The organism is Streptomyces sp. NPDC048441, from assembly GCF_043200235.1.
Taxonomy (GTDB): Bacteria; Actinomycetota; Actinomycetes; order Streptomycetales; family Streptomycetaceae; genus Streptomyces.
In genome coordinates this window covers 79,028-93,932 of sequence record NZ_JBICXM010000022.1, presented here as the reverse complement: position 1 = coordinate 93,932, position 14,905 = coordinate 79,028, and the positions used below count along the sequence as shown (strand labels likewise).

The following is a 14,905-nucleotide window of genomic DNA, read 5'->3' as shown; positions in this document are numbered from 1 at the left end:
GCCGCTGAGCGGTCTCAGGCGACGCCGAGCCCCTCCAGCACCACGGCACCCGGCAGCTCGGCGAACGCCTTGCCCGGCACGATGAGCTTGCCGCGGCGGCTGCCGCTGCCGATCAGGACGTACGGCAGATCGACGACGGCGGCGTCCACGAGGAGCGGCCAGTCGGCGGGCAGGCCGATCGGGGTGATGCCGCCGTACTCCATGCCGGTCCCGCCGGTCGCCGTGTCCATCGCCGCGAACGAGGCCTTGCGGGCGCCGAGTTGGCGGCGCACGACGCCGTTCACGTCGACGCGGGTCGTGGAGAGGACCAGGCACGCGGCGAGCGTGGACTCGCCGCCGCGCTTGCCCGCGACGACGACACAGTTCGCTGACTGCTCCAGGATGTCCTGGCCGTAGTGCTCCACGAAGGTGGCGGTGTCGGCCCACTGCGGGTCGGTGTCGACGTGCAGGACCTGCGCGGCGGGGACGGCACCCGTCAAGGCGCGCACGGCGTCGGCGACGGGTGCGACCAGGAGGTCGAGGGCTTCGGAGGCGGGGCGGACGGCGTCGAAATCTCCCATGGGTGCACGCATGGCCGCACGCTAACAGCGAAGCGCACGAAGGCAGTCGGCCGTCTCGACGTGCGGGCGCCCCGCGCCGCCGTGGCTCAGTACGACGAGCCGTGCGCGGGCGGCACGGACACCGACATCGTCATCTCGACCGGCTCGGCGCCCTTGTTGTGATAGCCGTGCGGAACGTTCGCCTCGAACGTCGCCGCGGACCCGGCGGGCACCGGATACTCCTCGCCGTCCACGACAAGCGTCAGCTCGCCCGCCGCGACGTGCAGCAGCTCGATGGTCCCCGGCGGATGCGCGTCGGAGTCACTGCTCTCACCGGGCATCAGCTTCCACGCCCACAGCTCGAAGGGGCCGCGCGCCTCGGTCCCGACGAGCAGTGTCGTACTGCTGCCCGCCTCCGTGGACCACATGCGCACCGCTTGTTCCGGCGGTACGAGGCGGACGTGCGAGCCCTGCTCGTAGTCGAGGAGCGTGGTGATGCTGACGCCCAGGGCATCGGCGAGCTTCACGGTGATGCCGACGCTGGGGTTGGTCCTTGCCTGCTCGATCTGGATGATCATGCCGCGACTCACGCCCGCGCGGGCCGCGAGCGCGTCGAGCGTGAAGCCCCGTTCCGAGCGCCACCGCTTGAGGTTGCGAGCGAGCGACTGAGTGAGCTGGTCGAGGTCCGACACATTCCGTCCAATATTATGGATGACAGAGTTCATTATACTGAACTACGGTGTGGTGCACCTGAAGGTTCACCACACTGTACTGCGAGGATCTCCGATGACAGCACTGTTCGCCCTGGCCACCAGCCTCCTCTGGGGCCTTGCCGACTTCGGCGGCGGACTGCTGACCCGACGCATCCCCGCCCTCACGGTGGTCGTCGCCTCACAGACCATCGCCGTGGTCGTCCTCGGAGCGATCGTGATCGCCACGGGCGGCTGGACGGAGTGGGGGCCGCAGCTGTGGTTCGCCGTCGGCGCGGGCCTCGTCGGGCCCATCGCCATGCTCGCCTTCTACAAGGCTCTGGCGCTCGGCCCGATGGGCGTCGTCTCGCCGCTCGGTTCGCTGGGCGTCGTCGTACCGGTGGGCGTCGGGCTCTTCCTCGGGGAGCGGCCGGGGGTCCCGCAGTTCGCCGGGATCGCCGTGGCCGTCGTGGGCATCGTGCTCGCGGGCGGGCCCGAACTGCGCGGCGCCCCCGTGCAGCGGCGGGCGGTCGCACTCACCCTGGTCGCGGCCTTCGGCTTCGGTGCCGTGATGGCGCTCATCGCCGAGGCGTCGACCAACCTCACGGGCCTGTTCCTCGCCCTGTTCGTACAGCGCGTGACGAACGTGACGGCAGGCGGCACGGCCCTGTTCATCTCGGTCAAGCGGGGCGGCAGGGCGCTCCCCGAGGGCACGGGGGTGCGCATCCTCTGGTCATCGATCCCGGCCTTGGCTTTCGTCGGCCTGGCGGACGTCGCGGCCAACGGAACGTACTCCATGGCAGCCCAGCACGGCCCGGTCACCATGGCCGCCGTACTCTCGTCGATCTACCCGGTGGTCACCGCACTAGCCGCACGAGCCGTACTGAAGGAACGACTGCGGGGAGTACAAGCGGCGGGAGCAGGCCTGGCTCTGGTCGGCACAGTGCTACTGGCCAGCTGAACAGCGCCCCGCCAGGGGCGCGGGGCTCTGACATGTGCGACTCCATCGCGTGGGCGCGACAAGCCACGACGCACCCGCGGACAAGGGAGACAGCAACTACCCCTCTCCCAAATCCCCCAGGGCAAGCAACTGATCCGGCGTAACCCCGTCAGGGATCGGCACAGGCGCAGGCGTCCGCAACGGCGGCTGCCACCCCGCCTCCGCATCCCAGGTCCGCACCACGCGAGCAGGCGCTCCGGCCACCACCGCGTGGTCAGGCACATCGCCCCGCACAACGGCCCCCGCGGCCACCACGACATTGCGGCCGAGCCTCGCCCCCGGCAGGATCACCGCATTCGTGCCGATCCAGCAACCGGGCCCGATCTCGACGGGCTCCATACGCGGCCACTGCTTGCCGATGGGCGTATGCGGATCGTCGTACGAGTGGTTCGTCGAGGTCACGTACACCGTGGGCCCGAAGTAGCAGTCGTCGCCGATCGAAATCGTCGTATCGGCGATGACATGGCTGCCGCGGCCAAGGACGACACCGTTGCCGATGCGCAGGATCGGCTCGGGCCCGAGGTCCAGATCGGGCATCATCCCGGCGGTGAGGGTGACCTGCTCCCCGATGATGCAGTGGTCGCCGATGCGGATCCACCGCTCACCGAAGACCGTCCCCTGCGGGAAGGCCAGCTTCGTGTTCTCGCCCAGCGCGCCGAACCGCAGCCGCCCCGGACTCTGCGCGGTCACCGCCCCCGTCCGCTGCACCCACGCCCAGCCCGCGTGGACGGCACGCTGGACCGCGCGGCGCCGCAAGGCGGCGGCTGCGGCGACCGCGGATGAGAACGTGTTCCTGTTCTTCGGCACGCGCTCACGTTACTCAGCCCCGCGCGGCCCGGTGACCCCGGAGCCCTGTGATCTTCACCCCACAGGGCGGCGCGCCCGCCCCCGTCCCGTACGGTTCCGCCAGGCGCGAGACACGTACGAATGGAGACATCCGATGAGCCACCAGGCACTCATCACCGGGTTCGGCGGCAAGGACCCGCAGATCGATCAGGACGCCTTCACCGCGCCCACATCGGTCATCATCGGCGAGGTGACGCTGCACGCCGGTGCGAGCGCCTGGTACGGGGCGGTGCTCCGCGCCGACGGCGGGCCGATCGTCGTCGGCGCCGACAGCAACATCCAGGACAACTGCAGCCTCCACGTCGACCTGGGCTTCCCGATGACCATCGGCGAGCGGGTCTCGGTCGGCCACAACGCCGTCCTGCACGGCTGCACCGTCGAGGACGACTGCCTGATCGGGATGGGCGCGACGGTGCTCAACGGCGCGGTGATCGGCGCCGGTTCACTGGTGGCGGCGCAGGCGCTCGTCCCGCAGGGGATGATCGTGCCGCCCGGCTCACTCGTCGCGGGCGTGCCCGCGAAGGTGCGGCGCCCGCTCACCGACGAGGAGCGCGCGGGCGTCACGCTCAACGGCACCATGTACGTCGAGCTCGCCAAGGCTCATCGGGACGCCCACGCGCAGTGACGTACGTCAGTCGGCGGCCGGGGCTGACAGCGGCTGCGCACCGCTGTCGGCTTCGCGCGCCGCCGCCGCCTTCTTGGCGCGGCGCTTGACGAACAGCATGGAGCCGACGCCGATCAGGACGGCGATGGCCAGACCGAAGTACGAGAACCGCTTGAGCCAGTCCTCGGCCACGACACCGATGTAGTAGATGACAGCGGTGGTGCCGCCCGCCCAGATGATGCCGCCGAGGACGTTGGCGATGAGGAACTTCCAGTAGGGCATACGAAGGACGCCCGCCAGCGGTCCCGCGAAGATCCGGAGCAGGGCGACGAAGCGGCCGAAGAAGACCGCCCACATGCCCCACTTCTGGAAGGACAGCTCGGCACTGCCGACGTTCGATGCGCCGAAGTGCTTGGGGAACTTCCGTTCCAGCCAGGCCAGGAGCGGCCGACCGCCCTTGCGTCCGATCGCGTAGCCGATGGAGTCGCCGATGATGGCGCCCGCCGTGGCACAGACGCCGAGGACGACCGGGTTGAGCTCGCCGTGCTGCGAGGAGAGCAGCGCGGCGGAGACGAGGACGATCTCACCCGGCAGCGGAATGCCCAGGCTCTCGAGGGCGATGACCACGCCCACCAGCGCGTAGATACTGACGGCCGGTACGGTCTCCAGCCATTCCTGGACGTGCAACGCCGGTTCCTCCTGTTGCTGGTGTGCCTGTACCCGGCGTGCGCGCTCCCCCCCGGTGCGCGCACGCCGGGCAGCCTACCCGCTCACCCGGCGTCGGCCGGGGCGGAGTCCCAGAGGTCACAGCGGTGCTCGGCGGCCACCGTGGCGCTCAGCTCGTTCCCGCCCGCGGACGCGGTGCGCAGCGAAAGCACCTGGCCGGGCCGCGTCCGCTGGTCGGGCGCGGTGGGCTGGCCGTCGGCGCGCGGCGGACCGCCGTGGATGAAGGATCCCCAGTACTGGACCATCTGCCGCGCCAGGACCCGCTGTTCGGCGTCGAGCGGCGTCGGGAGCCCGAAGTGCTTGAAGAGGTACTGCACTTCGTTGACATGGGTCGCGCCGAAGTCGAACGTCTTGCCCGCCTCGCGGATCGACGCGAAGGGCGGCGATGTGCGGTCGGCGAACTCATAGGCGTAGACGGGCCCGCGGCCCTTGAGCGCCTTGTTCATCCGCAGCGCCGGGCAGGCGAACGTCTCGTCGCCGAAAGTGGCCGCGTAGGCGTGGGTCGGCGAGGCGTGTTCGGACACGGGATAGCGCTTCAGGACCTTGGCGCCGAGGTCCGCGCCGTACGCCTGTCGGATCGCGCCCGGGTACTGCTCCTCGGTGAGCGGCTTGCCCTGTCCGTCGAACTGCCCGTAGGCGAAGAGCCGCCCTTCGTCGCTGTTCGCGCCGTTCAGGACGGGCACGCGCGAGGCGCTCCCCTTCTCGTACGCCTCCTCCGGCTGGACCGGCAGGAAGTCGCCGCCCGTCACCGGAGCCCAGTCGAACCCGCCTTGCGCCGCGAGGATCTCCCTGGCGGGCTTCTTCCGCAGACACGCGAGAGCGGTCGCCGCGTCCGGGCAGCCCGCCTTCTTCGCGAAGGCAGCGCCCTGCGCTCGGGCGTCCTTCTGCTCGCGGGCCGCACAGTCCCCGTACGCGCCGCTCTCGACGACGCCCGCGCGGTAGAGGCCCTTCGCGGTGGGCGAGGCGAGCTGGGTGCAGACGGAGCGGCCGCCCGCGGACTCGCCCGCGACGGTGACGCGCTGCCGGTCGCCGCCGAAAGAGCCTATGTTGGCACGCACCCAGCGCAGGGCGGCCTGCTGGTCGAGCATCCCGTAGTTGCCCGACACGTGGTCGGACGCCTCACCGTCGAGGCCTTCCCCGGCCAGGAACCCCATGGCTCCGAGGCGGTAGTTGACGGTCACGACGACGGTGCCGGTGCGCCGGGCGAAGGCGTCGGGCACGACGTCCTCCCCCGCACCCGCGGTGAGCCCGCCGCCGTGCAGCCAGACGAGGACGGGACGCTGCTCGCGCTGCCCCTCGGGCGCGTAGACGTTGAGATCGAGGCAGTCCTCGGTGTGGCTGGGGTTCTCGTATCCGGGATCCCCACTCGCCGTCTGTACACACCGGTTACCGAAGGAGGTCGCGCCGCGCACGCCCTGCCAGGACTCGGCGCGCCGTGGTTCCTTCCAGCGGAGGTCGCCGACGGGCTGCTGTGCGTACGGGATGCCGAGGAACTGCCGCCCCTCGGCGGTGGGTTCACCGCGCACCCAGCCCGCGTCCGTACGCACGAGCGTGCCCTTGCCCGTGCCCGTGCCCGTGCCGGGATCGGCCTGCGCGAGGTGCGGGGTGAGCAGGGCCGCGGCGGCGGCCATGACGACGACGGCGACGGACGTGCTTCGCCCCGATCTTCTCCTGCGACTCATAAGGCTCGTATGACTCATACGACTCATGTGGCTCATGCGGCGACTCCCCTGGAAACGTCGACCCACTGGCGGCGGGAAAACTATGACCGTCGCTGACTCGTGTCAATGAGTTGAACAGAAGGCCAGGGGAAACGGCGGGAAAGAAGTCACAAGGAAGCGAGAAGGGAGCACCGAGGGAGCACGAAAGAACGGCGTCCCACCGGTCGGCACCCCCGTGACCCGGCCGGCGTGACGCCGCTGTGTTCAATGAACGTACGGAACCGAACGCCCCTGTGCGACTCAGTTATTGGGCCGCAGGGTCCACACGACAGTCATCTCGCCGGTCACGGCGCCGTCCTCGCGCTGGATCGCGATCGCCACCGGGAACTCGGGCCGCTGCCCGGCGTCGAGCTCGGCGATGACATCGGCGGCGGGGCGGCCGAGGGTGGCGGTGGCGGTCACCGGGCCCATGGCGAGCTTCTTGTACGAGATGTCGGCGCGGACGGCGAGAGGCACGGCCCGCGAGAGCTGCTCCCCGAACGCGGCGAGCACGATCGCACCGCTCGCCGACTCTCCCAGGGTGAACATGGCTCCGGCGTGCGGTCCGCCGACGTGGTTGTGGAAGTCACCCTGGTCGGGCAGGGCGACCACGGCCTTCTCGGGCGTGGTCTCACGGAACTCGAGGTTCAGGGTCCGGGCCATCGGCACGGTGGCGGCGAGCATCTCGCCTATCGACATCTGGTCAGCGCTCATGACCGTGATGTTACCCACGAGTAGCGTTCTTTGGCCACTACCCCGCCACGACCACCGACCCCTCGGGGTGGAAAACGGGCATCACAAGCCTTGGCCATTTAACCCAGTTCGCCCACCTGGATCCTGATTGACAGCACTCGGTCAAGCCGATTAACTTATCGCAAGTAGCACGCTCAATTGATCGGATTGGGGGATTCCCCACGAATGGATAACCCCCTCAAAGAAGGACTCATCTTGAATAATAAATCTTCATCCTGGGCAATTGCCGCAGCGCTCGTCGCGGCCAGCCTCTCCTTCGTGACCCCCGCCTCAGCGCATTCGACACCGGATACTTCCGCGTCCAACGCCGCAGGTATCAACCACTGCGAGAAGTACTCTCGGGCCTACAAGACGAAAAAGAGGACGGCCGTCCACTACGGACCGTCATCGGGCAGCAGGGTCACCGGCCACCTTTCCAAGGGGACGGCCGTCAAAAGCAAATGGCGCTGCAAGAATTCATCGGGAAATTACTGGGCCTGCTACAAGAGCTGCGTGATAGATGTGGACGTTCCGGTAATCAAGGGAAAGTTCGTCTACACCGGCCACCTGCGCAGAGTCTAAAACAGTAGATGCCCTATCGTTGCCCCCCATGTGGCCAGGACAGCAGCCGCCCGGGGGCGAGCAGAACCCGCAGGACCAGAATTCCAACCCGTACCAGCAGCCGGGGTACCAAGCACCCAACCCGTACCGGCAGCCGGGGTACCAGCAGCCCAACACGCACCAGCAGCCAGGGCAGTGGAACACTCCCCCGACCGTATCGGGAGCACCTCAGCCGCAAGGCGGGGGCGGTGGGACCAGAACCAAGGTGATCGCCCTGGTGGCAGCCGCCGCGGTCGTGGTGGCTGCCGGCGTCACCGGATTCGTCGTCCTGGGGGGCGAGAAGGACTCCGAGAAGGACTCCGCCGCCCCCCAGAAGTCCTCCGCCGAGAAGCCCGGCCCGGTGAACTCCCCGGCGAACGGAGGCGGCAGCGAGCGCGGCACCGACAACGGCCCCAAGCCGACCGTCAAGGGCTGGCAGGTCGTAGTGAACCCCAAGCGAGGCACCGTTTTCGACGTACCGCCCGGCTGGGATGTCAGGTCCGCGGACTCCGCGGTCGCATTCGAGGACGTCAAGACGGGTGAGCCGCTCATCACCATGTCCGCGCCGGCTTACTACAAGTCGAAGTGGTGCACTTCCGACGACGACAAGGACGGCCAGAGCGAGGACAAGGCGCTCTCAGCTGTGGGCACCAAGGGTGCGAACGGCGCGAAGAACACCGACGAGGTCGCCGTGAACCAGGTCGGTTGGTGGGTCTTCGGTGCTTACACCCAGCCGGACAAGAAGAGCCTCTCCGTCGACGAGAAGGCCAAGCCGTACACCACCAAGTCAGGCATCAAGGGCAGTGTCGCGTGGGCCCGGTCGAAGAACGCGCCCACACGCTACAAATGCGACTCGGACGGCAAGGCGATCACCTTCGGCTTCAAGAACTCCGAGGGCGAGTACGTCGCCTGGAGCCTCTACAGCGCCAAGGACGTCAAGGACGAGATCCCGAACGCGACCATCATGAAGATTCTCAGCACGGTGCGCCTGCAAGGGGATTCGACGAACTCCTGAGTCACTTCGTACACCGATGGGGCTTGTGCCCTGATGTGTCGCCCCCTCGCCGGGGGCAGCGATGACATCAGGCCACAAGCCCCTCTATGGTTACTGCCCATGTGGCCAGGACAGCAGCCGCCCGGGGGCGAGCAGAACCCGCAGGACCAGAATCCGAATCCGTACCAGCAGCCGGGGTACCAGCAGCCGAACCCGTATCAGCAGCCGGGATACCAGCAGCAGCAGCCGCACTCGGGTGCCTTCTCGCAGCCGGAGCAGGCTCAGTGGGCCGCGCCCACGCCGCCGCCGATGCCGCCCCAGCCGGGCGGCGGGCAGGGCGGGGGCGGAAACAAGACGAAGATCACCGCGATTGTCGCGGCGCTCGCCGTCGTGGTGGCCGCGGGCGTCACGGGCTTCCTCGTCCTCGGTGGTGACAAGGACGACGAGGCGGATTCGAAGCCGGAGAAGTCTCCCTCGAAGTCCACGTCCAAGAAGCCGAGCCCCAGTCCGACGGACGACGGCGGAACCGAGCGCGGCACGGGCGGCGGCCCGAAGCCGACGATCCCCGGCTGGAAAGTCGTGGTGAACCCCAAGTGGGGCACGGCCTTCGATGTGCCCGCCGACTGGGAGGTCTCGAGCGCAGACACGCTGATCGGCTTCGACGACCGCAAGGAAGAGGGCGCGAAGTCCATCATCATCATGTCCGCGCCCGCGATCCTCAAAGAGAAGTGGTGCACGTCCGACGACGACAAGGACGGGGAGCCTGACGACACCTCGCTCGCCGCGGTCGGCACGAAGGGGCAGAACGGCGCCAAGGACACGGCGGGCGTCGCACGCAACGACTCCGCCTGGTGGGTCTACGGCGGCTACACGGAGCAGACCAAGGCGGACAAGAAGAAGATCAAGATCAGCAAGGTGGAGCCCTACACCACCGATGCCGGTATCAAGGGGAGCCTCGCGACGTCGACGACGTCCGGCGCTGCCACCTCCGCCAAGTGTGACTCCGAGGGCAAGGCCACGACGTTCGCCTTCAAGAACGGCAAGGGCGAGTACGTGGCCTGGACCCTCTACGGCGCCAAGGGCGTGAAGGACGAAGTTTCTGAGTCGCAGGTCAAGAAGATCCTCAGCACGGTGCGTCTGAGCGACGACACGCCGGAATCTGAGTGACCGAGCCCCACCGCTCGTCCTGGGTGAAGCGCAACTACACCCTGCTGACCGCCGCCGCGATCGTGACCAATCTGGGCAGCCACGGCGCCTTGATCGCGGCGGCGTTCGCCGTTCTCGATTCGGGTGGTGACGGCGGGGACGTCGGTCTGGTGGCGGCGGCGCGCACCCTGCCGCTCGTGCTGTTCCTGCTCATCGGCGGCGCCGTCGCCGACCGGCTGCCGCGGCACCATGTGATGGTCGCGGCCAACACGCTCAACTGCCTCTCGCAGGCGGTCTTCGCGGTGCTCATCATCTCCGGCACGCCCCCGCTGTGGTCGATGATGCTGCTCACCGCGCTCGGCGGTACCGGCCAGGCGTTCTTCGGTCCGGCCGCCGAGGGCATGTTGATGTCGACCGTCAGCGGCGAACAGGCGAGCCGCGCCTTCGCGCTCTACCGCATGGCGATGCAGGGCGCGGGGCTCGGCGGGGCGGCGCTCGGCGGTCTGCTGGTCGCCGCGATCGGGCCGGGCTGGGTGCTGGCCGTGGACGCGGCGGCGTTCGCGGTGGCCGGAGCCCTGCGGTCGTTCCTCGACGTGAGTCACATTCCGGCGCGTGCACCCGGCGGCGGGCTGCTCTCCGATCTGCGGGAGGGCTGGCGGGAGTTCATCAGCAGGCCGTGGCTGTGGGCGATCGTCGCGCAGTTCTCCGTGGTGGTCGCCGTGATCGGCGCGGCCGAGGCCGTGTTCGGGCCGCTGGTCGCCCGGGACGAGCTCGGCGGCGCGGGCCCCTGGGGGCTTGCGCTCGGCGCGTTCGGCGCGGGCACGGTCGGCGGCGCCTTCCTGATGATGCGGTGGAAGCCGCGGCGCCTGCTGCTCGCGGGCACCCTCTGTGTCTTCCCGCTCGCCGCGCCTTCGGCGGCGCTCGCGGTGCCGTTGCCGGTGGCAGGTCTCGCGGCGGTGATGTTCGTGAGCGGCGTCGCGATCGAGGTGTTCGGCGTCTCCTGGATGACGGCGATGCATCAGGAGATCCCGGAGGAGAAGCTCTCGCGGGTCGCCGCGTACGACTGGTTCGGCTCGATCGCGATGGTCCCGCTCGCCACGGCGCTGGCAGGCCCCGCGGAGATCGCTTTCGGGCGTTCGGCTTCGCTGTGGGGCTGCGCGGTGCTCGTGGTCGTCGTGACGGCGCTCGTGCTTTTCGTCCCTGACGTACGCAACCTGACGCGGCGCACGTCGTCGACGGAGGTCAAGGTCACGAAGGCGTCCGCCCCGGCGGCGGATCACTCAGCCGATGTGGAAGGCCCCGTCGGGCGGCTCGGGTGAGGCGACCGCGTCCTCGTCCCGCACGGGCTTCGCGTCGCCGATGAACCGCCGCAGCGAGTCCCCGTACTCCACGCGTGCCGGAAAGACATCGGCCGCCGCACGCCGGGCGAGCGCCTCGATGTCGATGGCCTCGTGGGAGGCGACGAGCACCGCGTTGCCGAAGCGACGGCCGCGCAGCACGGCCGGTTCCGCGATCAGCGCGAGCTCTTCGAAGACCTCGGCGAAGGTGGCGAGCTGGGAGCGGAGGAAGCCGAACGGCGCGCCGTCGGCGAGGTTCGCCGCGTAGACGCCACCCGCCCGTAGGACCCGGTCAGCGGCGTGCGCGTAGCCAAGGGACGTCAGATGGGCGGGCACTCGCGAACCGCCGAACACATCGGCGACGAGCACATCGGCGCTGTCGGGCGCCGCCGCTTCCAGCCACTGGCGGGCGTCCGCGCCGTGCACGGTGACCCCGCAGTCCGCGGGCAACGGCAGCCGCTCGGTGACGAGTTCGAGCAGCCCCCGGTCGGCCTCCACCACGTCCTGCCGTGAGCCTGGCCGCGTCGTGGCGACATAGCGGGGCAGAGTGAGCGCGCCGCCGCCGAGGTGGGTCACGTCGAGGGGGCGGACCGGCTCTCCGGCGGTGTCGATGACGTGGGCGAGGCGCTGCGCGTACTCGAACTCCAGATGTGTGGGCGCGTCCAGATCGACGTACGACTGAGGCGCACCGTCGACCGTGAGCAGCCAGGCGCGCGGCCTGTCCACGTCCGGCATCAGCTTGGCGGTGCCGTGATCCACGTCCTTGATGACGGGTATGGCCTCGTCCGTACGTTCGTCATCGGTCACCGCTCCATTGTGCCCGCCTTCCCCGGGGGCGGATCCCCCGGGGAAGGCGGGCATCGGCGGTCAGCCGACCGCGGTCACCGTGCCCGCTCCGACGGTGCGCCCGCCCTCGCGGATCGCGAAGCCGAGGCCCGTCTCCAGGGGCATGTCGCGGCCGAGCTCGACCATCATGGTGACGGTGTCGCCGGGCCTGGCGACGGCGGTGTCGCCGAGGTCGACGTCGCCGACGACGTCCGCGGTGCGGAGGTAGAACTGCGGCCGGTAGCCGGTCGTGATCGGCGTCGACCGTCCGCCCTCCTTGGCCGAGAGGACGTACACCTGCGCGGTGAAGCGGCGCCTGGGACTTACGCTCCCCGGCTCCGCGACGATATGCCCGCGTCGTACGGCGTCGCGCGGCACTCCGCGCAGGAGCAGCGCCACGTTGTCGCCCGCCTGCGCGGACTCCATGGGCTTGCCGAAGGTCTCGAGCCCGGTGACGACGGTCTCCGTGTCCGGCTGCGCGCCGAGCACCTCCACCCGGTCGCCGACCCGCACCTGGCCGCGCTCGACGGCCCCGGTGACGACGGTCCCGCGCCCGGTGATGGTGAGCACGTTCTCCACCGGAAGGAGAAAGGGCGCGTCGACGTACCGCTCGGGCATGGGCACATAGGTGTCCACCGCGTCGAGCAGCGCCTCGATGGCGGCGGCCCACCGTGGGTCGCCCTCAAGCGCCCGCAGCCCCGAGACCCGTACGACGGGTACGGCGTCGCCCCCGTACCCGTGCGCGGAGAGCAGCTCGCGCACCTCGAGCTCGACGAGGTCGGTGAGCTCCTCATCACCGGCGTCGGCCTTGTTGAGCGCGACGACGATGTGGTCGACGCCGACCTGCCGGGCGAGCAGGACGTGCTCGGCGGTCTGCGGCATGATCCCGTCGAGCGCGGAGACGACGAGGATCGCCCCGTCCAGCTGCGCGGCGCCGGTGACCATGTTCTTGACGTAGTCGGCGTGGCCCGGCATGTCCACGTGGGCGTAGTGCCGGGTGTCGGTCTCGTACTCGACGTGCGCGATGTTGATGGTGATGCCGCGCTGCGCCTCCTCGGGGGCGCGGTCGATGCGGTCGAAGGGCACGAATGTGCCGGTGCCGCGCTCGCTGAGGACCTTGGTGATGGCGGCGGTCAGAGTGGTCTTGCCGTGGTCGACGTGGCCCATCGTGCCGATGTTGAGGTGCGGCTTGGTGCGGACGTATGCCGTCTTGGACATGGCTGTTCCTTCTCGGGAACTCGAAGCTGAAGTCCTGGGCGTACGTCATCGCGTACGCGCTCGGGACGGGGACCCCGGGGCCGAACCGACCCTCCCCCTATGGGGTCCGCCGGAGTGTCCGGGGAGGGTCAGCGTCGGGCGCCGTCGACAAGAAGTGCGGCGCGGAGGAAGGGGATGACGGCAGCCTTCGCAGCGTCCGCAACCGCGGACCTGTCTGCGTGGAAGGCATACCGGAACATGTCGCAGATCATTGCCGACGGGCGGGGGTACGTCGAATGGTTTTCGCCATGCGCCACGTGCGTTCGGTGCGGTCAGAGGTTCTTCAGTGCCTCGCGCGCCGAGAGCGGCGCCAGGTGCCCGCGCTCCCGCTCGACGAAGTCGCGTACGGCGTCGGGATCGGTCTTGGCGTACTCGCGCAGACACCACCCGATGGCCTTGCGGATGAAGAAGTCGGGGTGTCCCGACTGGCGCAGGCAGTAGGCGAAGAGGCGCTCGGTGTCGGTGGCTTCCTTGTACCGGAGCTGGTGGAGAAGGGCGGTGCGGGCCACCCACAGGTCCTGGTCACCGATCCAGGCGTCCATCTCGGCCGTCAGCTTCGGGTCGGCGGCGACCAGGCCGCCGACAACGTGCGAGGCGAGCGCATCGACCGTGTCCCACCAGGAGACCGTCGTGACGAGGTGGCGGGCGACCGGCAGGAAGCCGGATGAGCAGCGCTTCACATGGCGGCGCAGATAGTCGACGGCGAAGTACGCGTACTCGCGCTCGGGCAGTTCCCAGCAGCGCAGGGCGATCGCCGCACAGTCCGCCTCGTCGGGGCGCGGGGTCCCGGCGAGGACGGTGCGGGACAGATCGCGGCGCAGCGGCGTGGGCAGGCCGAGGAAGGGGGCGATGTTCTTCATGTACGCCTGTGCCTGCGCGGCCCGCACCGGATCGGCCGCCTCGGGGTACGTCGCGGTGAGCCGCTCCATGACGGTGTCGGCAACGTCGCTGTGCGGGATCGTGACACCCGGGACTGTGACGCTCATGAGACGCACCATACGGCGATCACACACATATGTCGGTTAGTCTCCCCGGATGCTCGACACCGCCGCAGCCCGCCCGCAGGGCATCGCCGCGCGCTGCACCAGGGCGCTGCTCTCGCCGTGGTCCCGGCTGTCTCTGCTGGTCATGCTGCTCGCGGCCGCCGGGACGTGCGTGTTGCTCTTCGAGCCGCAGCAGCTCCTTTCCGACGGAGGGCTCCGCCGGCTCGGCGGCGTCGCCGCGGTGACGGTGTTCGCCGCCGCGTACGGCCTGTGCACCGCCGCGTTCGTGCCGCGCCCGCTGCTCAATCTGGCGGCGGGCGCCCTCTTCGGATCGCAGGCGGGGACCTTCGCGGCGCTCGCGGGCACGGTCCTCGGCGCCGGGATCGCCTTCGGGCTCGGCCGGATGCTGGGGCAGGACGCGCTGCGCCCGCTGCTTCGAGGGCGCTGGCTGAAGGCGGTCGACGGGCAGTTCAGCAAGCACGGGTTCCGGTCGATGCTGGCGGTGCGGCTGTTTCCCGGGGTGCCTTTCGCGGCCGCCAACTACTGCGCGGCGGTCTCCCGCATGGGCTGGCTGCCGTTCCTGCTCGCCACGGGCCTGGGGTCGATCCCGAACACCGCCGCGTACGTCGTCGCGGGCGCCCGCGCGTCGACACCGACCTCCCCCGCCTTCCTGATCGCGATGGGCTTCATCGCGGTGACGGGCTTGGCAGGCGCGATAGTGGCCTGGCGCAAGCGTCACCACTTGCGGGGGCGGTAGAGCCCCGCAAGGGGCGCGGGGACCCGCGCGCCCAGCCACGACGCGCTCGCAGACGAAGTACTCGCAGACGAAGTACTTGCAGACGAAGTACTCGCAGACGAAGTACTTGTCCTGCGGTACGAGCGGCTCCGTTCTTCTTGTGCGCCGGGACGAATCGCCCGCTCCCTGCC

General features: G+C 69.7%; 16 protein-coding genes. 7 read left to right on the top strand and 9 right to left on the bottom strand.

The annotated features are described in order from the left end of the window. Nucleotides 1-14 precede the first annotated feature (14 nt). Both ACGFSB_RS36325 and ACGFSB_RS36320 read right to left on the bottom strand, forming a co-directional pair. Nucleotides 15-572 (bottom strand): YbaK/EbsC family protein, encoded by a 558-nt coding sequence (locus ACGFSB_RS36325; protein WP_393408537.1) that lies wholly within the window; start codon nt 570-572, stop codon nt 15-17. Nucleotides 573-646: 74 nt separating this feature from the next. Next, nucleotides 647-1,231, bottom strand: coding sequence for an XRE family transcriptional regulator (locus ACGFSB_RS36320; protein WP_393408535.1), 585 nt, complete (start codon nt 1,229-1,231; stop codon nt 647-649). Between the two features lie 94 nt (nt 1,232-1,325). Here ACGFSB_RS36320 and ACGFSB_RS36315 point away from each other — a divergent pair, with 94 nt between their 5' ends. Then, on the top strand, nt 1,326-2,189 hold the full coding sequence (locus tag ACGFSB_RS36315; protein ID WP_393408532.1) for an EamA family transporter: 864 nt from the start codon (nt 1,326-1,328) through the stop codon (nt 2,187-2,189). A gap of 96 nt (nt 2,190-2,285) precedes the next feature. On the opposite strand, the gene ACGFSB_RS36310 is transcribed toward ACGFSB_RS36315, so the two are convergent. Then, nucleotides 2,286-3,035 (bottom strand): acyltransferase, encoded by a 750-nt coding sequence (locus ACGFSB_RS36310; RefSeq protein ID WP_393408530.1) that lies wholly within the window; start codon nt 3,033-3,035, stop codon nt 2,286-2,288. A gap of 133 nt (nt 3,036-3,168) precedes the next feature. Here ACGFSB_RS36310 and ACGFSB_RS36305 point away from each other — a divergent pair, with 133 nt between their 5' ends. Continuing rightward, nucleotides 3,169-3,699, top strand: a complete 531-nt coding sequence (locus tag ACGFSB_RS36305; RefSeq protein WP_393408527.1) for a gamma carbonic anhydrase family protein — start codon at nt 3,169-3,171, stop codon at nt 3,697-3,699. A 6-nt stretch (nt 3,700-3,705) separates the two neighbouring features. Here ACGFSB_RS36305 and ACGFSB_RS36300 read toward each other — a convergent pair whose 3' ends face one another. The 3 genes from ACGFSB_RS36300 to ACGFSB_RS36290 form a co-directional block, all read right to left on the bottom strand. Further along, on the bottom strand, nt 3,706-4,365 hold the full coding sequence (locus ACGFSB_RS36300; RefSeq protein ID WP_393408525.1) for a DedA family protein: 660 nt from the start codon (nt 4,363-4,365) through the stop codon (nt 3,706-3,708). Nucleotides 4,366-4,448: 83 nt separating this feature from the next. Beyond that, nucleotides 4,449-6,035 (bottom strand): carboxylesterase/lipase family protein, encoded by a 1,587-nt coding sequence (locus ACGFSB_RS36295; RefSeq protein WP_393408522.1) that lies wholly within the window; start codon nt 6,033-6,035, stop codon nt 4,449-4,451. A 330-nt stretch (nt 6,036-6,365) separates the two neighbouring features. After that, nucleotides 6,366-6,818 carry a DUF4442 domain-containing protein gene (locus ACGFSB_RS36290; RefSeq protein ID WP_393408520.1) on the bottom strand — a complete coding sequence of 151 codons (453 nt, stop codon included), beginning with the start codon at nt 6,816-6,818 and terminating at the stop codon, nt 6,366-6,368. 204 nt (nt 6,819-7,022) lie between these two features. On the opposite strand from ACGFSB_RS36290, the gene ACGFSB_RS36285 reads away from it, so the two are divergent. The 4 genes from ACGFSB_RS36285 (at nt 7,023) to ACGFSB_RS36270 (ending at nt 10,895) form a co-directional block, all read left to right on the top strand. Continuing rightward, nucleotides 7,023-7,418: a hypothetical protein gene (locus ACGFSB_RS36285; RefSeq protein ID WP_393408518.1), complete on the top strand. Its 396-nt coding sequence runs from the start codon at nt 7,023-7,025 to the stop codon at nt 7,416-7,418. 28 nt (nt 7,419-7,446) lie between these two features. Further along, a complete protein-coding gene (locus ACGFSB_RS36280) occupies nt 7,447-8,451 on the top strand; it encodes a hypothetical protein (protein WP_393408515.1) in 1,005 nt (334 codons plus the stop codon). Nucleotides 8,452-8,550: 99 nt separating this feature from the next. Beyond that, a complete protein-coding gene (locus ACGFSB_RS36275; protein ID WP_393408513.1) occupies nt 8,551-9,597 on the top strand; it encodes a hypothetical protein in 1,047 nt (348 codons plus the stop codon). Beyond that, nucleotides 9,594-10,895, top strand: a complete 1,302-nt coding sequence (locus ACGFSB_RS36270; RefSeq protein ID WP_393408511.1) for an MFS transporter — start codon at nt 9,594-9,596, stop codon at nt 10,893-10,895. Before ACGFSB_RS36275 ends, ACGFSB_RS36270 begins: the two co-directional genes overlap by 4 nt. On the opposite strand, the gene ACGFSB_RS36265 is transcribed toward ACGFSB_RS36270, so the two are convergent. The 3 genes from ACGFSB_RS36265 to ACGFSB_RS36255 all read right to left on the bottom strand — a co-directional run bounded on the left by ACGFSB_RS36265 (nt 10,857) and on the right by ACGFSB_RS36255 (nt 13,981). Then, a complete protein-coding gene (locus ACGFSB_RS36265) occupies nt 10,857-11,648 on the bottom strand; it encodes a spermidine synthase (RefSeq protein WP_393408605.1) in 792 nt (263 codons plus the stop codon). The two genes, ACGFSB_RS36270 and ACGFSB_RS36265, sit on opposite strands and share 39 nt — an antisense overlap. Nucleotides 11,649-11,780: 132 nt before the next feature. Continuing rightward, complete coding sequence (tuf, locus tag ACGFSB_RS36260; protein ID WP_393408508.1) at nt 11,781-12,956, bottom strand: elongation factor Tu; 1,176 nt, start codon at nt 12,954-12,956, stop codon at nt 11,781-11,783. A 311-nt stretch (nt 12,957-13,267) separates the two neighbouring features. Then, a complete protein-coding gene (locus tag ACGFSB_RS36255; RefSeq protein ID WP_393408506.1) occupies nt 13,268-13,981 on the bottom strand; it encodes a DNA alkylation repair protein in 714 nt (237 codons plus the stop codon). Between the two features lie 49 nt (nt 13,982-14,030). Between ACGFSB_RS36255 and ACGFSB_RS36250 the strand changes: the two genes are divergently transcribed. Next, nucleotides 14,031-14,735 (top strand): TVP38/TMEM64 family protein, encoded by a 705-nt coding sequence (locus ACGFSB_RS36250; protein ID WP_393408503.1) that lies wholly within the window; start codon nt 14,031-14,033, stop codon nt 14,733-14,735. Nucleotides 14,736-14,905 lie beyond the last annotated feature (170 nt).

What these genes read in the sequence shown, in the direction of transcription:
- ACGFSB_RS36290 (WP_393408520.1), bottom strand. Translation starts at nt 6,818, where the DNA reads ATGAGCGCTGACCAGATGTCGATAGGCGAGATGCTCGCCGCCACCGTG.
- ACGFSB_RS36285 (WP_393408518.1), top strand. Translation starts at nt 7,023, where the DNA reads ATGGATAACCCCCTCAAAGAAGGACTCATCTTGAATAATAAATCTTCA.
- ACGFSB_RS36325 (WP_393408537.1), bottom strand. Translation starts at nt 572, where the DNA reads ATGCGTGCACCCATGGGAGATTTCGACGCCGTCCGCCCCGCCTCCGAA.
- ACGFSB_RS36280 (WP_393408515.1), top strand. Translation starts at nt 7,447, where the DNA reads ATGTGGCCAGGACAGCAGCCGCCCGGGGGCGAGCAGAACCCGCAGGAC.
- ACGFSB_RS36250 (WP_393408503.1), top strand. Translation starts at nt 14,031, where the DNA reads ATGCTCGACACCGCCGCAGCCCGCCCGCAGGGCATCGCCGCGCGCTGC.
- ACGFSB_RS36265 (WP_393408605.1), bottom strand. Translation starts at nt 11,648, where the DNA reads ATGCCGGACGTGGACAGGCCGCGCGCCTGGCTGCTCACGGTCGACGGT.
- tuf (WP_393408508.1), bottom strand. Translation starts at nt 12,956, where the DNA reads ATGTCCAAGACGGCATACGTCCGCACCAAGCCGCACCTCAACATCGGC.
- ACGFSB_RS36275 (WP_393408513.1), top strand. Translation starts at nt 8,551, where the DNA reads ATGTGGCCAGGACAGCAGCCGCCCGGGGGCGAGCAGAACCCGCAGGAC.
- ACGFSB_RS36295 (WP_393408522.1), bottom strand. Translation starts at nt 6,035, where the DNA reads ATGGCCGCCGCCGCGGCCCTGCTCACCCCGCACCTCGCGCAGGCCGAT.
- ACGFSB_RS36255 (WP_393408506.1), bottom strand. Translation starts at nt 13,981, where the DNA reads ATGAGCGTCACAGTCCCGGGTGTCACGATCCCGCACAGCGACGTTGCC.
- ACGFSB_RS36305 (WP_393408527.1), top strand. Translation starts at nt 3,169, where the DNA reads ATGAGCCACCAGGCACTCATCACCGGGTTCGGCGGCAAGGACCCGCAG.
- ACGFSB_RS36315 (WP_393408532.1), top strand. Translation starts at nt 1,326, where the DNA reads ATGACAGCACTGTTCGCCCTGGCCACCAGCCTCCTCTGGGGCCTTGCC.